15 protein-coding genes and 5 tRNA genes are annotated in these 14,324 nt (G+C 37.6%); 8 read left to right on the top strand and 12 right to left on the bottom strand.

The window, feature by feature from the left end:
• Position 1: 1 nt before the first annotated feature.
• Entirely contained in the window at positions 2 to 1,054 is a 1,053-nt protein-coding gene (locus RGQ13_RS08995) for a 2-oxoacid:ferredoxin oxidoreductase subunit beta (RefSeq protein WP_348393214.1), read from the top strand.
• A gap of 123 nt (positions 1,055 to 1,177) precedes the next feature.
• Here the strand turns inward: RGQ13_RS08995 and RGQ13_RS08990 are convergent, their stop codons facing one another.
• Complete coding sequence (locus RGQ13_RS08990) at positions 1,178 to 1,528, bottom strand: rhodanese-like domain-containing protein (RefSeq protein ID WP_348393213.1); 351 nt, start codon at positions 1,526 to 1,528, stop codon at positions 1,178 to 1,180.
• Positions 1,529 to 1,700: 172 nt separating this feature from the next.
• Here RGQ13_RS08990 and RGQ13_RS08985 point away from each other — a divergent pair, with 172 nt between their 5' ends.
• From RGQ13_RS08985 to RGQ13_RS08965, 5 genes are all read left to right on the top strand, one after another.
• Entirely contained in the window at positions 1,701 to 2,918 is a 1,218-nt protein-coding gene (locus tag RGQ13_RS08985; RefSeq protein ID WP_348393394.1) for a M24 family metallopeptidase, read from the top strand.
• The gene (locus RGQ13_RS08980; protein WP_348393212.1) at positions 2,918 to 3,583 is read left to right on the top strand and encodes a sulfotransferase; all 666 of its coding nucleotides are present in this window, start codon (positions 2,918 to 2,920) and stop codon (positions 3,581 to 3,583) included. The genes RGQ13_RS08985 and RGQ13_RS08980 overlap by 1 nt, the downstream gene beginning before the upstream one ends.
• Positions 3,584 to 3,680: 97 nt before the next feature.
• Positions 3,681 to 4,247 carry a septation protein A gene (locus RGQ13_RS08975; RefSeq protein ID WP_348393211.1) on the top strand — a complete coding sequence of 189 codons (567 nt, stop codon included), beginning with the start codon at positions 3,681 to 3,683 and terminating at the stop codon, positions 4,245 to 4,247.
• A gap of 6 nt (positions 4,248 to 4,253) precedes the next feature.
• Positions 4,254 to 4,556, top strand: a complete 303-nt coding sequence (locus tag RGQ13_RS08970) for a YciI family protein (RefSeq protein WP_348393210.1) — start codon at positions 4,254 to 4,256, stop codon at positions 4,554 to 4,556.
• A gap of 25 nt (positions 4,557 to 4,581) precedes the next feature.
• Positions 4,582 to 5,004, top strand: a complete 423-nt coding sequence (locus RGQ13_RS08965) for a lysozyme inhibitor LprI family protein (RefSeq protein WP_348393209.1) — start codon at positions 4,582 to 4,584, stop codon at positions 5,002 to 5,004.
• On the opposite strand, the gene RGQ13_RS08960 is transcribed toward RGQ13_RS08965, so the two are convergent.
• Both RGQ13_RS08960 and RGQ13_RS08955 read right to left on the bottom strand, forming a co-directional pair.
• A complete protein-coding gene (locus tag RGQ13_RS08960; protein ID WP_348393208.1) occupies positions 4,997 to 5,182 on the bottom strand; it encodes a hypothetical protein in 186 nt (61 codons plus the stop codon). The genes RGQ13_RS08965 and RGQ13_RS08960 overlap by 8 nt on opposite strands.
• A gap of 9 nt (positions 5,183 to 5,191) precedes the next feature.
• Positions 5,192 to 6,277, bottom strand: a complete 1,086-nt coding sequence (locus RGQ13_RS08955; protein WP_348393207.1) for an AI-2E family transporter — start codon at positions 6,275 to 6,277, stop codon at positions 5,192 to 5,194.
• Positions 6,278 to 6,455: 178 nt separating this feature from the next.
• Between RGQ13_RS08955 and RGQ13_RS08950 the strand changes: the two genes are divergently transcribed.
• A complete protein-coding gene (locus RGQ13_RS08950; RefSeq protein ID WP_348393206.1) occupies positions 6,456 to 7,358 on the top strand; it encodes a TIGR01777 family oxidoreductase in 903 nt (300 codons plus the stop codon).
• Between the two features lie 5 nt (positions 7,359 to 7,363).
• Here the strand turns inward: RGQ13_RS08950 and RGQ13_RS08945 are convergent, their stop codons facing one another.
• Together RGQ13_RS08945 and RGQ13_RS08940 are read right to left on the bottom strand one after the other, a co-directional pair.
• Positions 7,364 to 9,868 carry an ABC transporter permease gene (locus RGQ13_RS08945; protein WP_348393205.1) on the bottom strand — a complete coding sequence of 835 codons (2,505 nt, stop codon included), beginning with the start codon at positions 9,866 to 9,868 and terminating at the stop codon, positions 7,364 to 7,366.
• A 1-nt stretch (position 9,869) separates the two neighbouring features.
• Positions 9,870 to 10,592 (bottom strand): ABC transporter ATP-binding protein, encoded by a 723-nt coding sequence (locus RGQ13_RS08940; protein WP_348393204.1) that lies wholly within the window; start codon positions 10,590 to 10,592, stop codon positions 9,870 to 9,872.
• Here RGQ13_RS08940 and RGQ13_RS08935 point away from each other — a divergent pair.
• Positions 10,591 to 11,229 (top strand): arylesterase, encoded by a 639-nt coding sequence (locus RGQ13_RS08935; protein ID WP_348393203.1) that lies wholly within the window; start codon positions 10,591 to 10,593, stop codon positions 11,227 to 11,229. The genes RGQ13_RS08940 and RGQ13_RS08935 overlap by 2 nt on opposite strands.
• A 1-nt stretch (position 11,230) precedes the next feature.
• Here the strand turns inward: RGQ13_RS08935 and RGQ13_RS08930 are convergent, their stop codons facing one another.
• The 7 genes from RGQ13_RS08930 to RGQ13_RS08900 form a co-directional block, all read right to left on the bottom strand.
• Positions 11,231 to 11,488 carry a hypothetical protein gene (locus tag RGQ13_RS08930; RefSeq protein WP_348393202.1) on the bottom strand — a complete coding sequence of 86 codons (258 nt, stop codon included), beginning with the start codon at positions 11,486 to 11,488 and terminating at the stop codon, positions 11,231 to 11,233.
• Positions 11,489 to 11,696: 208 nt separating this feature from the next.
• Positions 11,697 to 11,772, bottom strand: a tRNA-Glu gene (locus tag RGQ13_RS08925).
• A 315-nt stretch (positions 11,773 to 12,087) separates the two neighbouring features.
• A complete protein-coding gene (locus RGQ13_RS08920; RefSeq protein ID WP_348393201.1) occupies positions 12,088 to 12,927 on the bottom strand; it encodes a formyl transferase in 840 nt (279 codons plus the stop codon).
• Between the two features lie 286 nt (positions 12,928 to 13,213).
• Positions 13,214 to 13,289 (bottom strand) — tRNA-Glu (locus RGQ13_RS08915).
• A 322-nt stretch (positions 13,290 to 13,611) separates the two neighbouring features.
• A tRNA-Glu gene (locus RGQ13_RS08910) sits at positions 13,612 to 13,687 on the bottom strand.
• A gap of 247 nt (positions 13,688 to 13,934) precedes the next feature.
• Positions 13,935 to 14,010 (bottom strand) — tRNA-Glu (locus tag RGQ13_RS08905).
• Between the two features lie 194 nt (positions 14,011 to 14,204).
• A tRNA-Glu gene (locus tag RGQ13_RS08900) sits at positions 14,205 to 14,280 on the bottom strand.
• Positions 14,281 to 14,324 lie beyond the last annotated feature (44 nt).

Here is a 14,324-nt window from a genome sequence, read left to right as displayed (position 1 = left end):
TATGAGCTTTGCAAAATCTAAATTCAGACATAAAGCACTGCCAGTTAATGATTTAGGCTTAACTTATCGTGATTACGAAGGGGCAATATCAACCCTGTGCGCGGGTTGTGGTCATGACTCTATTTCATCCGCCATTATTCATGCATGTGCCGAATTATCTATTGAACCACACAAAATTGCTAAAATGTCAGGCATAGGTTGCTCTTCTAAGGCTCCAACTTATTTCCTAAGTAACTCCCATGGTTTTAATACGGTGCATGGCAGAATGCCATCGGTGACGACCGGCGCAAATATGGCCAATAAAGATTTAACCTATTTAGCTATGTCAGGTGACGGTGATAGTGCCTCTATAGGTTTAGGTCAATTTGCTCATGTCGTCAGGCGCCAACTCAACATGGTTTACATGGTTGCTAATAACGGTGTTTACGGCCTAACCAAAGGTCAACTTGCTGCCACATCTGACAGAGGCGTTAAAAATAAAGTTGGTGATACTAGCCTATTTAATGACATTGATTTGTGTACCATGGCCTTACAACTTGGTGCATCGTTTGTGGCACGCTGCTTTTCTGGTGATAAAGCTCAATTAGTGCCAATTATAAAAGCGGCAATTGCCCATCAAGGATTTGCTTTTATCGACATCATTTCACCTTGCGTTACATTTAATAATCATCCTGGTTCTACACGCTCTTATGACTATGTACAAGAGCATGTAACAACGGGGGCTGTGACCGATTTCGTGCCTACTAGAGAAGAAATTACAGCGCAAATTCCAGAAGGCGAATTTGAAGACATTTGTTTGCATGATGGATCGATATTACGTATTCATAAGCTCGATAAAGACTATGATACATCAAACCGCTTAAAAGCAATGACCGATGTAGAAGAGCATAAACAACGCGGTGAAATATTAACTGGCTTACTGTATTTAGACCCTACAGCAAGCACTTTTCATGAATTGAATAACACCGCTGACACACCAATGAACCAGGTAAAACAAGACCTACTTTGCCCTGGTGAGCGAGTATTAGGAACGATTAACGATAGTTTTAGGTAAAGATTGCTAGGGTTCAAGGCTGTAAGGGTTCAAACGGCATGCCTTATAGCATTACGGCTTTAAGGCTTTAAGGCTTTAAGGCTTTAAGGCTTTAAGGCTTTAAGGCTTTAAGGCTTTAAGGCTTTAAGGATTTAAAGATTTTTCAATAACGTCAAACTTACAGCTTATAACGGTAACATTTGTATACCCTACTCGCATTAAAGACTCTGCAGCAAACGTTGCTCTAGCAGCAGAAGCACAATGTAAATAAATAGGTGTGTTCTCTTCTTTTACTAACTCGAGCACTTTCATTTCTAATAGACCGCGTGGAATATTAACAGCACCAGTTGCCGAGCTAACAGCATATTCAGCAGGCTCTCTCACATCAATGAGCAAACCGTTGTTTTCAGCTAATTCAACGCTAGCCTGTTCAGCGCTAAGCTTTCTGATATTTTTACTTACTTCTTTTAAAATCTCGGGGATTGTTTTTAACATTAAAAATCCTGTTTTCTACTTAATATTTCGCCATTATAGTAAATAGTTACTTTATATAAAACACTTATATTAGATTTTTCTAATATTGATGTTTATCCTTATTTTAATGGACTTGGCATTAATTCTACGCTACTTTCTTTTCATCAATAATTAACAGAAGTTTCAAGCTATGATGAACAACGGCATTGGCGGCTCAACTGCAACAGAACAGTTAAATAAATTAACAATTATGACTGCTGATATTCAAGCAATTTCACTTGATGAATATCAACAACGTATCAGTAAAGCCCAACAGATTATGCAAGAAAATAATATTGCTGCAACTTACGTAAATGCAGGTACAAACCTTTATTATTTCACTGGAACTCGTTGGTACGCATCAGAGCGCATGGTGGGTGCAATTATTCCGGCTAAAGGTGATATTGTCTATATTGCCCCACATTTTGAAATAAGCACCCTTGAACAGTTTATGATAATTAAAGGTGGTGTTAGTAGTTGGCATGAGCACATTAGCCCTTTTCAAACATTTGCTGAAACGTTAGCGGCAATGGATATCACTGCAGGTAACATCGCTATTGATGAATCTACCGCATTCTTTATTGCTAATGGTATAAACAAGGCTGCACCGCACCTTAATTTAATTGATGCTAAAGAAGTAACCGCTGGCTGCAGAATGTGTAAAACGACTACAGAAATAGCGTTATTACAACGTGCTAAGAACATGACGTTAGAAGTGCACAAAGCGGCAGCAAAAATATTGCATGAAGGCATCACGACGAAGGAGGTAGAGGCGTTCATTAATGAAGCTCATAAACGAGTTGGCGCGCCTGCTGGTTCATACTTTTGTATTGTTCTGTTTGGCGAAGACTCAGCCTACCCACACGGTGTTGCTACCCCTAAGGCATTAGAATTAAATGATGTGGTTCTGATTGATACCGGCTGCCAGTTAGAAGGCTATAACTCAGACATTACGCGTACCTATGTATATGGCATCGCAAGTGAACGTCAAACTCAAGTATGGAACAATGAAAAACAAGCTCAACGTTTAGCGTTTGAAGCCGCACAAGTTGGGCGACCATGTTCTGCAGCAGACCAAGCAGCAAGAGACTACCTTGCAACTGCTGGCTTTGGCCCTGATTATAATATTCCTGGCTTACCACACCGTACTGGACACGGTATTGGTTTAGATATTCATGAATGGCCATACTTAGTGTTAAATGATCAAACACCTCTAGAAGTTGGTATGTGTTTTTCCAACGAACCGATGATTTGTATCCCAGGTGAATTTGGCATACGTCATGAAGATCATTTTTACATAACAAAAGATGGTCCTAAATGGTTTACTGAGCCAGCACACTCTATTGATGACCCCTTTGGCTACAACGCTTAATGTCTACTACAGGGAAAATATTCATTATCGGCCTACCTCGAACGGCGACAACAAGTATTTGTGTCGCCATGCTTGATTTAGGCTTTAAGGTTGCCCATACCTGCTATACCTTTAATTGCTTGCAGAACGCGCAAGTTATTGCTGATGCTCCGGTGTTTTATCATTTTAAAGAACTTGATCTTGCCTTTCCTAATTCTAAGTTTATTTATCTTGAGCGTGACTTAGCAGACTGGATCCCTTCAATACAACAATTATTGTTAAGAATGCACACTAATGTTGCACGTCAAGATGGTGGCTTTAACCCGATAATCAAGCAGAGTTATACTAATATATTTAATCCTTTTAGCATTGAAAAACTTAAAGAAAGTAATTTTCTTGAGCAATGCTATTTAGATCATAAACGCAACGTAGAGCAATATTTTAAAAATAGACCTAACGATTTACTGCATTTAAATGTTGCATCACAAGGCAGTTATCAAGAATTACTTAACTTTTTAAATTTACCTGCCAACGATGATAATTTTGTAAAAATTAACATCGGCGGTAAGGTTACATTTTGGAAAGATATTAAGCATCCTAATAAAATAGAGTCCACCAATAAAGGCCGTATCGACAAGCACTTACTTAGGGATATAGCGGTTGGTATTTTGAACCAAGATAACTAGCCAAATAAAACTTACTGTTCCTGCCCTACACCTCTAGTAAGCCATACTAAGATTAGTTAGAATAAAACTAATTTAAATTAATAGTGTATCTGTCCAAATGGTTGCTTTTTTCGAATATATTCCGCTTATCGTATTTTTTGTATTTTACAAAATGTTTGATGTTTTTATTGCCACCGGTGCACTTATTGTCACTTCAGCATTACATTTAGTTGTGATGAAAGCGACAGGTAAACCTATCTTAAACAGACATTGGATTTTCTTTGGCTTAATTGCGGTATTTGGTGGCTTAACCATATTTTTCCATGACGATACCTTCATTAAATGGAAAGTTACCATCATTAATGGCTTTTTCGGTGTTGCACTTTTAGTCAGTAAATACGCATTTAATAAAAACCTATTAGAAAGCTTTATGGGTGAACAGCTTAAATTACCAGATGCAATTTGGAGTAAATTCAACTTGGCGTGGGTAGGTTTCTTCTTTACCTGTGCTTTTTTGAATTTATATATCGCCTTTAGTTTTGACCAAGAAACGTGGGTTAACTTTAAAGTATTTGGTTTAACAGGATTAACTTTTGCTTTTGCGATTGTTTCAATAATGTCGATATATAAATACATTCCTCAAGATGAAGCTGAAAGTTCAACTCAAGATAAAATAGAGAAGTAAACAATTATGCTATACGTGATTTACAGTGAAGATGTTCCTAATTCATTAGAACTTCGGTTAAGTGTTCGCGATCAACACATAGCTCGATTAACACAATTGCAAGATGAAGGGCGCCTTATTGTTGCAGGCCCTTGTCCCGCAATAGACAGTGAAGACCCTGGCAGTTCAGGTTTTACTGGTTCTTTATTAGTTTTAGAATTTAATAGTTTAGAAGATGCTCAAAATTGGGCTGACGATGATCCTTATGTTGCAGCAGGCGTATACAACAAGGTAACGGTAAAACCATATAAAAAGGTATTACCAGCCTAATAAATCCGTAAAAACAAGGTCGCTAATGATGAATAATAATATTTTGAATATGCTTTTGTCATTAGCGTATTTGTCATTAGTGACCTTTAGCTTTCAGCTAAGCGCTAATCCAAATGATCCCATTTTAAAGTGTCAGCACAGTACAAATAATCAAGTCGCTCTATCTCAATGTTTAGACATTAAAATAAAAAACCTCAATCAAAAATTTAATTATTACGTCAATCAACGAACGGCTCAACTTGAAGAACTTGCAACCGTAACAGGTAGAATTGATGCATTAGAGGCATTTAATCGTGCATTAGATGCTTTTAAAATATATAGAGAAGCTAATTGCCAATATAGATATCAAACCATGATGCCGGGCTCTGGTGCTGCTATTGAATATAAAAGCTGTTTTATTCAACTCACCAAACAGCGATTAAAACAATTATTAAATGAAATCAACTAACGGTATCGTTAGTTGATTTTTTTTCGACTTTAGCAAACAGGATGAATGGTAACGCTAATGGCCCTAAAATGGCTCCCATAACTGCCCAGTACTTCGGATTAACTTTACGCCACTTAGCGAAAAAGTAACAAACAAAAATACAAATCACATTAATAACCAATAAAAATATAATACCCACGATTGTTCCTTACTTCCCTTCGTTTAACTGTATTTGCGCTTGTTGCTCTTTTAATTCATCTGCTGCTTGATTTTCGTCACCCAACATAATTGAGAACCACTTAGCCTCTGCTGAGCCTTCTAATCCAATTTTAATGATCATAGTAAGTGGTACACTTAGAAGCATACCAACAGTACCTAGTAACCAGCCCCAAAAGATTAATGATAGAAATACTACCAAGGTTGATAAGCCTAAGCCCCTGCCTAAGTAGCGCGGTTCAACCATATTGCCCATGACGGTGTTTATTGCCATATAGCCGGCACCTATCATAGCCGCTGCAAACGGATTAAGTTGCAATAATGCTAATAACACAGCAGGAACGGCCGCAATAATTGAACCGATATTAGGTATATAATTTAATAAAAATGCTAAAACGCCCCACAGCAAAAAGAAATCTAAACCAATTGCCCATAACATGAATCCAACTAAACAACCTGTTGCAATACTTACGTAAGTTTTAATGGCAATGTATTGATTTACCGAATTAAGGAATTTATCAATTTGTTGCATCTTCATTTGCGGATCTTTAAGCGCTAAGTGCAGTTTTGCTGGAATGCTTGGCGCTTCAAATAACATAAATACGACAGTGATAATGATCAAGAATAGGTTCGCCATAATATTACCAAATCCAGATAACATATCAGCGGCAAAGCCCATTGCCGCGGCGGGATCTAAATACTGCATCAATATTTTAGAAGACACTTTAATATTATAGTCTGCCAATTTGTCAATTAGGCCGGCAAAATCATGTGTTAACTGTGCTCTGTATTCTGGCATTAACGCAGATAATTCTGTAAGTGAATTGCCAATCAAGCTGGCCAAGGACATGCCAACACCTACAAAAATAGCGATCACCAATATAATAGCTATCCCTTTTGGGATCTTATATTGTTCTGCTTTATTGATAACCGGGTTACACATGATGGCAATAAACAGGGAAAGTAAAAACGGGATCAAAATGCTGCTTGCTGTTTTTATACCCGCCATGATTATTACTAAGCAGGCTAAGGTAATTAAGCCTTTCACTATCCCAGTGTTTTTAGTTGATAAGTCCATGAGAAATCTCTTATTTTTTTATAGTTATAAGATAACAAATATTATCAAAGTTTACACTCTATGATCTTATGGATATTTTCAATATGGGTAAAATGGTCATATCCCTGCCCTTTCGACTATCATTAATAATGAGGAAGATTTTCTTAAAAATTAACTACTTTTAATAAATTATTGAACCATGAAAATTTTAATAACGGGTGGCACGGGTCTCATAGGCTCAGCCTTTATAACTAAATATCAACACAAATATAAATTTGTGGTATTAACGCGTGATCCAAATAAAGCCAAACGCCTTTTGCCATCTTCACAAAGCATTAATTTTATTGATAACCTATCAGATAAAACAGAGTTAGATGAATTTGATACGGTGATAAACCTAGCCGGTGAGCCTATTGTTGACAAACGATGGACATTAAAACAGAAGCGTTCAATTTGTCAAAGTCGATGGAAGTTAACAAACAAGCTAAGCCAATTAATCAATGAATCGAATAAGCCTCCCAAAGTATTCATTTCAGGCTCTGCGGTTGGCTATTATGGCCGACAAGGAGATACTGAAATCAATGAGCATTATAAAGATATAAATGAAGAATTTAGTCATAAAATATGTAAAGTTTGGGAAGATAAAGCGTTATTAGCAAGTGACAAGACCAGAGTCTGTATATTGCGAACCGGAATTGTATTGGCTAATTCCGGTGGCGCATTACAAAAGATGTTACCCGCATTCAAGTTTTGTTTGGGAGGGAGAATATCTTCAGGTCATCAATATATGTCATGGATCCACATTACGGATATGGTCGATGCAATAGAGTTTTTATTAAATAATGAAAATTGCCAAGGGCCTTTTAACCTAACCGCGCCCAAACCTGTAACTAATCAGGAATTTACCAAGGCTTTAGCAAAATCTCTACATCGCCCAAGTTTTATGACTGTACCAGCTATTGCATTAAAATTGCTGCTTGGGGAGATGTCTGACTTATTACTTTATGGCCAAAAGGTGTTACCAGAACACCTTTTGGCAGAGCAATTTAAATTTAACTATCCAAATATTAATATTGCTCTGGCAGAATTACATAGTAAGTGATTTAGTTATAGAGTACGTCTTATAAGCGTTAAGCTAGATAAATTTAGCAATCGCCAACAAGAAAACAATCCAACAAGGCCAACAAATAAAGCGCCTAAACCGATACCAACAAACCAATAAAATAGATGCAATGAAGGCTGCATTTCAAATACCTGGGTTTGAATGACATAAACACCTATCTCCATGGCGATACTTGCCATAAAACCAGCAATAGCCCCTAAAATGACAAATTCAAGCACGGTAGCGCCTTTTAATAAACTGCCTTTTGCCCCTAATGTTCTTAATATTGCTAACTCCCTTTCTCGTTCTTCCATACTGGCTTGTACTTGTGCAACCAATACTAATGAACCAGCTAACACCACTAACGCAAGAATAAACTCAATTGCCAAGGAAACTTGTTCTATTACCGAACGTAGTTGACTTATCATCGCTTGTACGTCGATTACAGTGATGGTTGGGTATTGAGATAAAAATTTCTGCATTACCTTTTGCTTAATTTCAGGTACATGCATTGCGGCAATATAAGTAGCAGGAAAATCGGTTAGTACGCTTTCAGAGAAGATCATGTAAAAATTGGGCTGCATCGACTGCCAATTAACTTCTCGAATACTGGTTACGGGTAAATTTATTTGCTCGCTACCAATTTGAAAACTTAATTGATCACCTATTTTTATCTCTAATCGCTCAGCAAGTTTAGACTCTATCGAGACTTGCGCGAGATCAGTGTTTGGACTAAACCACTGCCCTTGTACAATTATATTTTCTTTTGGCAAAACTGAATGCCAAGTCATATTCAATTCTCGACCAATCCCTTGTCTGCCTTGGTCACTTTTATCTGTTTGTTCTTTGCTGGCTGTTTTTAATAGCTTCTCTTCGTTAATAGCAGTGAGTCGACCTCTTACAATCGGATATAATTCACTCGCATTCATACCTTGTTCGGTTAAAAAGCTCTCAACATTTGGAACTTGCTGCTTGCTTACATTAACTAAAAACTGATTAGGCGCGTTAACCGGAAGTTGGGCCTGCCACTCATTAATCAAATCATTACGAACAACCAACATTAACAATAATAAGTTAATCGCTATGGTAAAACTTACCAGTTGCACATTATTTTGTTTCCCGCGGCGCTTTAAATTCGCCATTGCTAGGTGGAATGCCTGGCCTGCTTGACTACCAACCGAACGTCCGGTGTTTATTAATAATCGCCCAAGCAATAATAAAATGGCAATAATTACGCCACCACTTGCCATCAAGGCCAGTGATAAAACCCAATCACGACTAAATAACATGAGTAAGACGAAAATAGCTACAACAGGAGGAATGTTACCAACTATTGATTTTTTGCTATCAATGTCACCAAAGCCATGGATAACCGCTAATACAGGAGTAGAAATCAACATTTTCATTGGTGTTATAGCAAAAGCTGAAGCGCTGATGATACCGGTAACCGTTGCAACAATTAAAGGATATGAAGATATATTTTTAGCTGAATTAGGTAAATAATCAGCCATTAATGACAAGCCTAATGTTTGCAAGCCAAAACCGATAACTAAACCAATGATGATTGAAAAAAGTGATAGGCTGGTCCAATGCAACAAATATAAATTTCGTATATGCGCCCTATTCGCTCCCATGGCTTTAAACACCGCGACCATAGGTTGATGGCGCTGACCATATCGTCTACTGGCAACAGATACGGCAACAGCTGCTAGAATGATACCTAGCATACTGGCTAGTGATAAGTATTTTTCAGCTCTAGTTAATGCATTGGCTAGAGGTGTTTGTTGGCTTTTAACATCATACCAACGCTGGATATCAGTAATGTGAGGTTTTACCCACTCCTCATACTCATCAATAGCGTCTTTAGTACCAGCAAATAAATAACGATAGGTTAATCGGCTTCCAGGTTGCACAACTTGGGTGGATTCAACATCTTGTAAATTTATAAAAACTCGTGGTCCTTGGGTAAATACACTAAACGAAGCATCAGGCTCTTTATTGATTGTCCCTGCCACTGTAAATTTTGCGGCGCCAAGTTCGAGCTTATCTCCGATGGTAATTGAAAGTTTTTCAAGTAAAGATGATTGCACCCAAACAGTTCCGCTCGCTGGTGCACTCTTAGATAAAACTTCCAAATTTTGAGGATCGTTTATTAATAACTCTCCCCTTAACGGGTATGAACTACTTACCGCTTTAACTGACGCCAATTGCATCTCATCTCCAGCGAAGACCATGGATGAGAATAACATCACCTCAGCATTGTCTAAATGTAGTTCTTTCGACTTAGCGAGTATGTTATTTGATGCCGGACGCGATGATTGGAGCACTCTATCAGCAGCAATAAAACTGTTACTTTCATTGATCAATGCTGACTGTATTTGCTGTGAAAAACCTGAAAGCGAAAAAACCGTTGCTACAGCTAATATAATAGCAAGGCAAATTATGGTTAATTCACCACGCTTAAGTTCATGTCTAAATAAACGTAAAGACTGTTTAACCCATATCGGCATCTTAGCTCACCTCTGCCATTGCAACTCTAGGCTCAATAAATTCTCCTGCTTGCATAGTGAGTTGCCTTTGACAACGAAGTGCTAATTTAGAGTCATGGGTGACCAAAACTAATGTTGTACCCTGCTGTTGGTTAAGCTCAAACAATAATTCAGTTATTTTTTCACCAGTATTACTGTCTAAATTACCGGTAGGCTCATCAGCAAATAGAATTGCTGGATTTGATATGAAAGCTCGAGCTATTGCCACTCGCTGCTGTTCACCTCCAGATAATTGCCCAGGGTAATGCTCAACTCGATCTGCTAGTCCAACTTTATCAAGCATTGCAATCGCCTTTTCTTTAGCGTTGTTATCATTAGCAAGCTCGGCAGGTAACATTACGTTTTCTAGTGCGGTTAAACTGTTTATTAGTAAAAAGAATTGAAAAATAAATCCTACATGGTCTGCTCTTACCTTACTACGGCGCTCTTCGTCAAACGAGTGCAATGCCAAGTTGTTTAGGTAAATTTCCCCTGAACTTGGTAAGTCTAATCCAGCTAACAAAGACAATAACGTAGTTTTGCCTGAGCCAGAGGCTCCAATGATAGCAATACTCTCTCCAGACTTGACTTGTAAGTTAATTGCTTTCAGGATAGTTAATGATTTCTCTTGTTGATTATTACTGGCAGTTTTCACTGTTTTAGTAACATCGCGACATTCTAATATTATTTCAGGTTTTGTATTCATGCTTAAAAAACTAACTCTTTCATTATTGTTCATCTTAACCAGCAGCCTTTCAATTTCGGTACTGGCTCAACAATCTATTTTACTCTTAGGTGATAGTCTCAGTGCTAGTTATGGGATGCAAGAAAAAGATGGCTGGGTAATGTTACTAAATAATATGCTAAAACAAGAAAAGGCGGAGTATCGAATAGTTAACGCTAGTATCAGCGGTGAAACCACCGGTGGCGGATTAGCAAGGCTGCCGGGGATTTTAGAGAAAAACAATATTGATTATTTATTGATTGAATTAGGGGGAAATGATGGTTTGCGTGGCTTTCCACCAAAGTTAATTAAAAATAACTTGTTACAAATTATTGAATTAGCAAAATCAAAAAACATAAAAGTTTTGCTGTCTGCTATTCGCATCCCTCCCAATTATGGTCCAAGATACAATAAAATGTTTTCGGATGTATTTGCCAATGCAGCCCAAGAAAGTACGGTAACCTTATTACCTTTTTTCATTGAGTCGGTCGCAGGTAAACCAGAGCTTATGCAAGCGGATGGCATTCATCCAACGATTGAAGCACAACCATTATTAGCCCAAGAAATGAAGAAATTATTAAACGCCGCGTTATTAAAATTTGAAGGAAATCTAAATTGAATTAAGTGTAAGGCCTGCGAGGTACTTCATTTTGGTACTTTTCATCTTTTTTTCGTTCTTTTTCAGGATCTACATTTTCATTTTTTAACATCAAAACTGTCACATAAATAATCCCAAGCGGTGGGATTATTGACAACGTCACACCAAAAAATACCGCGACCAACGGAAATCGGACTTTACCACGGCCGTAATAGTAGCTTAAAGCACCATTTATTATCATCAATATCATGATGTAATCGCTAAGCTCTGACGCTGTCATTCAAATGTTCCATATTTAATCTAGAACTTACAACTTACTGCTAATTAATTATTAATACAAGAGGTTGTTTGATCAATTTTGCACAGCTGTATAAGAATTAGGCAGGTATTCTATACAGAACCAATTCAAAAGGCATCCTGCCTGACGTGGATAAATACATACACACACAAAAAAGCCGACTTACGTCGGCTTTTTCATCACTGTAAAGTGGCGTCCCCAAGGGGATTCGAACCCCTGTTACCGCCGTGAAAGGGCGGTGTCCTAGGCCTCTAGACGATGGGGACGCAGAATTTGTTTTACAAAACATGTTTTGTTAATTCTGCGTTAGGGCGAATGTTGAACTTGTTCAACTGAGCGACCATAACTTTTTGCAGAAAACTTACATATTAAAAACTATCTTGCGTAAGGATAAATCCTCACATCTAGTAGAAATTACTTTCTACTTTCTTTAATCAATTGCTTGATTTAAGACCTAAGATAAAACTGTTTAGAACAACAAGCTAGTGGCCTGCTGTTCAATGGCGTGCATAATAATGAGATTAGACTGAAGTGTCAATAAAAGTTCGAGATAAAATACAAAAAAGATCATTTAAGCCAAACTATTGCTCAGGTTGGGTAAGTTCACTCAATTTAACATTGGAGCGATAATACTGATTAATGAATTCATTAACCTCTAACTCTGAAATAATAGCGTTGCCAGCATTGATGAAAGTCTCGACTTCTTCAGTTGTTGGAAATGAATAATAATCACCGCCCTTTTCTTGGGCTGTACTGCTTATTGCTAAATTTTGATTTATTTTATTTACGACGTTAATAATTAATTGTGTACCTTCTTTGTAAAGCTCGAGAACATGCCACAGATATGATTTTTGATAGTTTACATCTATAAATGATTTACCAATCACCCTACCCGTATCTATCGTCCCATCACTAATATAATGTAGTGTCATGCCAATACTTTGTTCTTTTTTATACATAGCCCAGAAAGTTGCCATAACGCCTCTATAATCAGGCAAAATCCCTGAATGTAGATTGATAACTCCGTTTCGAGGTACATTTATAATATTTGATTTAATAATGACGCCATAGCGGATAGATATGACTAAGTCTGGCTGAGAAGGTTTAAACACATTTAAGCCCTCTTCAGTATTTATATTATTTAATTCCCGAACGCCGCCATCAACAATTTCATGCAACTGTTCGAAAGTATTAAAGCCAGTTTGTTCACTATGTTGAGCATTAATTTTAGGAGACAATATTCGGTTGAATAATTCCTGCTCATAAAATGCCAACTCTAAAAGAGCAGCGGGTTTATTTGTCTTCTGCCCTACTTTTGCAGAAAGAAAAATAGTTATGTTGTGATTATTTAAATGAGGAAGTAAAAGGTTAATTGCAAAGTTACTCGCAATATCTCTATTGGCTAAGATAGTAATATTCAAAATAAAACCTTATAAACTGAAAATAATAAAGCATTAATGCCAGTTTCATTATGTTTGTGATCTTGTTGTGCGTAGGGAAAATAAATCAGGGCAAGGCGCTCGATTGACCTATAGCTGGCTATAGGTATTGAGAGCAACGCCGCCATGGAGTATTTTAACTAGCACAAGTGGGCAATAATTTAATAAAATTGGTATAATTAAAACATGAATTTTATAGAAATTTAATTGGTATTTTCTTACACGCACAAAAAAGCCGACTTACGTCGGCTTTTTCATCACTGTAAAGTGGCGTCCCCAAGGGGATTCGAACCCCTGTTACCGCCGTGAAAGGGCGGTGTCCTAGGCCTCTAGACGATGGGGACGCAGAATTTGTTTTACAAAACATGTTTTGTTAATTCTGCGTTAGGGCGAATGTTGAACTTGTTCAACTGAGCGACCTTATTATTTTGCAGAAATTAATTCTTCATGTTTATAAAAATATATTTTTATGTTTCTGCGTTAAGGCGAACGTTGAACTTGTTCAACTGAGCAAACCTTTATCTTTGCAGAATTTGTTTAATATACTTAAAACATCTTTAGCGTAAGGATAAATCCTCACATCGATAGCAAACGATTAAATCGATTGTTACCTTCTATACCAGTAAACTGATAAGACCTAAGATAAAACGGTATTGATAAAATAAGTGGCGTCCCCAAGGGGATTCGAACCCCTGTTACCGCCGTGAAAGGGCGGTGTCCTAGGCCTCTAGACGATGGGGACGCAGAATTTGTTTTACAAAACATGTTTTGTTAATTCTGCGTTAGGGCGAAAGCTGAACTTGTTCAACTGAGCGACCTGATTTTTTGCAGAAACTATTTCTGCGTAGGTATTCAATCAAGCTCTGCGCCGATTGAATAATCCTTAAAAATTGCAGAAATGTTACAAACACATTCTTTTAAACGTTTTTCTGTGTCCGGTGCAAGCACCTGGCACTAGAACTTAATCACTTAAGTCATCTAAAATAAGTTGGCGTCCCCAAGGGGATTCGAACCCCTGTTACCGCCGTGAAAGGGCGGTGTCCTAGGCCTCTAGACGATGGGGACGCAGAATTTGTTTTACAAAACATGTTTTGTTAATTCTGCGTTAGGGCGAATGTTGAACTTGTTCAACTGAGCGACCTGATTTTTTGCAGAAATGTTGTAACACATTCTTTTAAACGTTTTTCTGTGTCCGGTGTTAAAACACCTGGCACTAAGAACTTGTATATACCTTTCGGCACAACTTATTTTTTAAAAATTGGCGTCCCCAAGGGGATTCGAACCCCTGTTACCGCCGTGAAAGGGCGGTGTCCTAGGCCTCTAGACGATGGGGACGCTGGTGTTATCAATTAAGTTAACATTCGCATTGTTATATACCT

The sequence above is a fragment of the Thalassotalea psychrophila genome, from assembly GCF_031583595.1.
GTDB classification, from domain to species: Bacteria; Pseudomonadota; Gammaproteobacteria; order Enterobacterales; family Alteromonadaceae; genus Thalassotalea_A; species Thalassotalea_A psychrophila.
This window is presented reverse-complemented; position numbering and strand designations above follow the sequence as displayed.

Excerpts from the sequence above, each read along its gene's own strand:
- RGQ13_RS08945 (WP_348393205.1), bottom strand. The coding sequence starts at position 9,868 with ATGCCGATATGGGTTAAACAGTCTTTACGTTTATTTAGACATGAACTT.
- RGQ13_RS08965 (WP_348393209.1), top strand. The coding sequence starts at position 4,582 with ATGATGAATAATAATATTTTGAATATGCTTTTGTCATTAGCGTATTTG.
- RGQ13_RS08950 (WP_348393206.1), top strand. The coding sequence starts at position 6,456 with ATGAAAATTTTAATAACGGGTGGCACGGGTCTCATAGGCTCAGCCTTT.
- RGQ13_RS08955 (WP_348393207.1), bottom strand. The coding sequence starts at position 6,277 with ATGGACTTATCAACTAAAAACACTGGGATAGTGAAAGGCTTAATTACC.
- RGQ13_RS08990 (WP_348393213.1), bottom strand. The coding sequence starts at position 1,528 with ATGTTAAAAACAATCCCCGAGATTTTAAAAGAAGTAAGTAAAAATATC.
- RGQ13_RS08940 (WP_348393204.1), bottom strand. The coding sequence starts at position 10,592 with ATGAATACAAAACCTGAAATAATATTAGAATGTCGCGATGTTACTAAA.
- RGQ13_RS08980 (WP_348393212.1), top strand. The coding sequence starts at position 2,918 with ATGTCTACTACAGGGAAAATATTCATTATCGGCCTACCTCGAACGGCG.
- RGQ13_RS08970 (WP_348393210.1), top strand. The coding sequence starts at position 4,254 with ATGCTATACGTGATTTACAGTGAAGATGTTCCTAATTCATTAGAACTT.
- RGQ13_RS08995 (WP_348393214.1), top strand. The coding sequence starts at position 2 with ATGAGCTTTGCAAAATCTAAATTCAGACATAAAGCACTGCCAGTTAAT.
- RGQ13_RS08975 (WP_348393211.1), top strand. The coding sequence starts at position 3,681 with ATGGTTGCTTTTTTCGAATATATTCCGCTTATCGTATTTTTTGTATTT.
- RGQ13_RS08935 (WP_348393203.1), top strand. The coding sequence starts at position 10,591 with ATGCTTAAAAAACTAACTCTTTCATTATTGTTCATCTTAACCAGCAGC.
- RGQ13_RS08930 (WP_348393202.1), bottom strand. The coding sequence starts at position 11,488 with ATGACAGCGTCAGAGCTTAGCGATTACATCATGATATTGATGATAATA.
- RGQ13_RS08985 (WP_348393394.1), top strand. The coding sequence starts at position 1,701 with ATGAACAACGGCATTGGCGGCTCAACTGCAACAGAACAGTTAAATAAA.